A 3,749-nucleotide genomic window follows, 5' to 3' on the forward strand; every position below is an offset into this window, starting at 1 on the left:
GGTCAACGCGGAGGCTACGCCCGATTCATTTCCCCCGGCTCACGGGACGCGACCCGGGCGGCCACGAGTGCGATCTCGACCTTGGAGAAGGCTCAGCCCAAGACCTGATGGAGAAGATCGAGAACGCCGGCGATCGCAGTTGGTTTTCGACGGACGACGGGCGCTCTCGTGTACGCGCGAGCGCGATCGTCAGGCTTGAGGTCGAAGGTCGGCCTGATACGCCGCACGACCCTGTCGAGCGGCGAAGCACATAGAGAGGCACACATGCCCGAGAGCGGACTACCGATCCGGGTCTACAAGGAACACGACATGTGGCACGTCGACTACGGCGAAGGCGAGACCGAAGACCACACCAGCCGGGAGGAGGCCGAGGCCGCAGCCGACGCGGTCGCACAGGCCGAAGAGCGCACCGTGGTCGTCGAGGAATAACGACCTCGTCGCCACGTTCGAGCCAGCCGCCCGATGGTTGCCAGCTCAGCGCCGGCCTCGTCGGGGTCGAGCAGCCGCGCGATCAGCGGCGTCCCAGAGCCACTGCTCGAGCGCTCGTGCGATCGGAGGTCGAGCGCGGGTCAGCGTCGGCAAGCACGCCGACTCGCGTGATCAGCTCGGCGCACGGGGCGGCTCGAACCGTCTTGAACTCGGCCGTCCGCGTGCTCTTCGGCTTCCGCTTGTACAGCGGCCGCTGGACGTAGCCGAACTCCTCGTACCCGACGATGGTCGTGTACGGGTAGCACTCGCTGGCGCGCCGCCCTGAGCGCGGCGGTCCGTCGACCCATCGTCGTAGCGGAAGCCGCACCCCTCAAGCGCGCGAAGCAGCGCGACGCCGCCGAGCCGTCGGCTGGCGGTGTTAGTCGAGTTGGCGGAGACGCGCCAGCGCCAGTAACGCTGCCCGACGTGCGTCTCGCAGAGGCGCTGCCCTGTCGCATTCGTGACTACGAGCGGCGCGTCGATGAACACCAGTGTGTCGTCCTCTGCTCGGCCGCAGATCCAGGCGGCACTGTCCGCAGCGCCTACGGCCCATCCCGAGTCGCGCACTCGCCCGGAAGGCTCTAACGCGACCTCACTCGGCCCGAGAATGCGGAGGTGTGGCCTCGGCTCGAGGAGATCGAGCAAGCGCGCTCGCGGATCGAGTTGTTCGACATGGTCTGGTGGATGTACTTTCGAAAGATCAGGCCGGTGATGCCGCAGAAGACGCCGGTAAGAGCGCGATCCGTTGCTTCGAGTCCTCAAGCCCCGCGGGGCAGTCAAGTCGCCTGAGCCGCGGAACACCGACGAGTCCCGTTACACCGCATCAGGCGACTTGACTTGTATCTCGCCGCTGGGCGCGCACGCTCTTGGATTGAGGAGAGCCCGGGTCCTCCTCACTGGAGCACCCTGCGCAATCAGCATTCCGCTCAAGGAGCTCGACAAGAACGGCACCTTGCACTCCACGGGGCGCGCCTGGGAGGGTCCGGCGAAACGACTAGCGAAACGAAGCCAGGCGGCGCGTGAGGCTACCCAGAACGTCTCCGGCGAAAGTAGCCAAGGGCGGCTAGCACAACAATGACGATAATGACAATCCAAAGCCAGGTCGGCACGTGATCCTTTCGTTAGGGGCGTGCCGACTCTAGGCGATTCACGGCTCACGGTCTACGGCTTCGGTACCCGCCTCGCGGCCTGCCACGCGAGCCGCTCTCTGAGCGTCAGCGGCCGTGTCCCCGCTCTGCCGCCAGTCGTCGCTACCCGTGCGATGCGAGTCTGCCACGTGAGCAGGAGGCGCCGTCGAGATGACGGACCGGACACAGGCGCGGGTGTCGCCATCTCATGGCTGGAATTGTCGCAGTGGACGCCCGACCGGCGTCCGGCGGACACTCGGAGAGCGTGACTCGGCCAACGCCTCAAGAAGACGTCGCTAAGACCGCCGACATGACGGTCGCCTGAACGCGCGGCTCGGCGCTTCCTGCCGGTTCTAGTCCGTGGCCACCGGCGAACCGCTATCCAAGTGCTCCACCCGCGCAGCCAATGGACATGCCGAAGAGGAAGTAGTGCGTGACGCGCGACGCTATTCAGCAAGGCCCCGGCGAATCCGACGGTGCCGCGGGATCGCGGCTACACTGCAATCAGCGCGTTGGCTCTAGCTGTTGAAGCCGCCGAGGCTCTAGCACTCTCCTCTCCGACTGTGACCACTGGCCTGACGCCGCGGAGCGCCCATTCGAGCGCGCTGCCCTGTAGGAGAACGGAAGGAGCATCACATGCAAGCCACCATTCGTCGTTACGAAGGTGTGGACGCTGCCCGCACGAACGAGGTCGTTGAGAGAGTCAACGAGACACTCGTCCCGCAGCTGCGCGAGCTCCCCGGCTTTTCCGGCTACTACGTGATCGACGCCGGCAACGGCGTCATCAGCTCGATCAGTCTCTTCGAGACCGCCGAGCAGGCCGAAGAGTCTACGAAGCTTGTCGCGGAGTGGATCACCGACGAGAACCTCGACACGGCGATTCCCAACGCCCCGAAGATCACAAGCGGCAAGGTCGTTGCTCACAGCGACCGCATGGTCGCCGTCGCCTAGCTCGAGCCTAAATTCCCGAACACTGGCGCAGGCGAGAGGTATGGCGCTAGAGGGCCCCGCGCAGCCGGGCCCTCTAGCTGGCGAAGTGTCACCTGAACGTCGGTGCCGTCGAACGCGGCGCTTAAGATCGCCAGTAGTGCTCCGCATCGGCTCGATTCGTTCTGCGCGTCGATGATCTGCAGCGTCAGACGGAGTTCTGGCAGGCAGCCCTCGGCTATGTCCCTCGCGACGACGGGATGGCGCTCACGGCGGTTGCTTCCATGACTACACATCCCGGACGGGACCGGCTTCGAGCAGGCGCTCGCGGACGGCGCGCTGAGCGCGCTCTCGCTCCTGCGCAGCGCCGGCCTCCGGGCGGGGCAAAGGGTGCTCGTGTACGGCGCGTCCGGCTCGATCGGCACCGCCACGGTGCAGATGGCCAAGCACCTCGGCGCGCACGTCACCGCGGTCTGCAACACGAAGAATGTCGAGCTGGTTCGCTCGCTCGGGCCGGACGTCGTGATCGACTACGAGCAGCAGGACTTCACGAAGAACGGCGAGACGTACGACCTCGTCTTCGACGCGGTCGGGGAGCACTCGTTCAGGCGCTGCCGCCGGTCGATCGCCCCAGGCGGGCTGTACATCGCGACCGACGGCTTCCACAACGTCGCCTGGGCGCTCTGGACGTCGGTGTTCGGCAGGCGGAAGGCGAGGCTCGGGATCGTCCGCTACGCGAAGGAGGACGTCCTCGCGCTGGAGCGGCTGCTCGCGGCGGGTGAGTACCGGCCCGTGATCGACCGCACGTATCGGCTCGAGGACGTCGTGGAGGCGCACCGTTACGTCGAGACGCGCCAGAAGACCGGGAACGTCGTGCTGTCGCTGAACGGCGGCCCTCGGTGAGGGCGGTTGTGCACGACCGGTTCGGCCCGCCGGAGGTGCTGCGCATCGAGGATGTCCCGGCGCCGGTCCCGAAGGACGACGAGGTCCTCGTCCGCGTCCGCGCGACGACGGTCAACCAGACCGACTGCCACGTGCGCCGCGCGAAGCCGATTGTCTGGCGTTTCATGATCGGTTTCTTCCGCCCGAAGTGGAGGACGCTGGGGATGGAGTTCGCCGGCGAGGTGGAGGCAGTCGGGTCGGCAGTGACCGAGTTCGCCGTCGGTGACCGCGTGTTCGGGATGAAGAATCACGGTGCGAACGCGGAGCTGGTGACCGTTCGCGAGA

The 3,749-nt window shown here is 66.5% G+C and carries 5 protein-coding genes; 4 read left to right on the forward strand and 1 reads right to left on the reverse strand.

Annotated elements, in window-relative coordinates:
- Positions 1-264: 264 nt before the first annotated feature.
- Positions 265-429 carry a hypothetical protein gene (locus WEB06_14430; GenBank protein MEX2556809.1) on the forward strand — a complete coding sequence of 55 codons (165 nt, stop codon included), beginning with the start codon at positions 265-267 and terminating at the stop codon, positions 427-429.
- A gap of 82 nt (positions 430-511) precedes the next feature.
- Here WEB06_14430 and WEB06_14435 read toward each other — a convergent pair whose 3' ends face one another.
- Positions 512-796 carry a hypothetical protein gene (locus tag WEB06_14435; GenBank protein MEX2556810.1) on the reverse strand — a complete coding sequence of 95 codons (285 nt, stop codon included), beginning with the start codon at positions 794-796 and terminating at the stop codon, positions 512-514.
- A 1,435-nt stretch (positions 797-2,231) separates the two neighbouring features.
- On the opposite strand from WEB06_14435, the gene WEB06_14440 reads away from it, so the two are divergent.
- The 3 genes from WEB06_14440 to WEB06_14450 all read left to right on the forward strand — a co-directional run.
- Positions 2,232-2,546 (forward strand): hypothetical protein, encoded by a 315-nt coding sequence (locus WEB06_14440; protein MEX2556811.1) that lies wholly within the window; start codon positions 2,232-2,234, stop codon positions 2,544-2,546.
- A gap of 366 nt (positions 2,547-2,912) precedes the next feature.
- A complete protein-coding gene (locus WEB06_14445; protein MEX2556812.1) occupies positions 2,913-3,425 on the forward strand; it encodes an NAD(P)-dependent alcohol dehydrogenase in 513 nt (170 codons plus the stop codon).
- The coding region (locus tag WEB06_14450) for an alcohol dehydrogenase catalytic domain-containing protein (GenBank protein ID MEX2556813.1) at positions 3,422-3,749 on the forward strand (328 nt) is incomplete at its 3' end. The genes WEB06_14445 and WEB06_14450, both read left to right, overlap by 4 nt.

The sequence above is a fragment of the Actinomycetota bacterium genome (assembly GCA_040905475.1).
Lineage (GTDB): Bacteria > Actinomycetota > AC-67 > AC-67 > AC-67 > DATFGK01.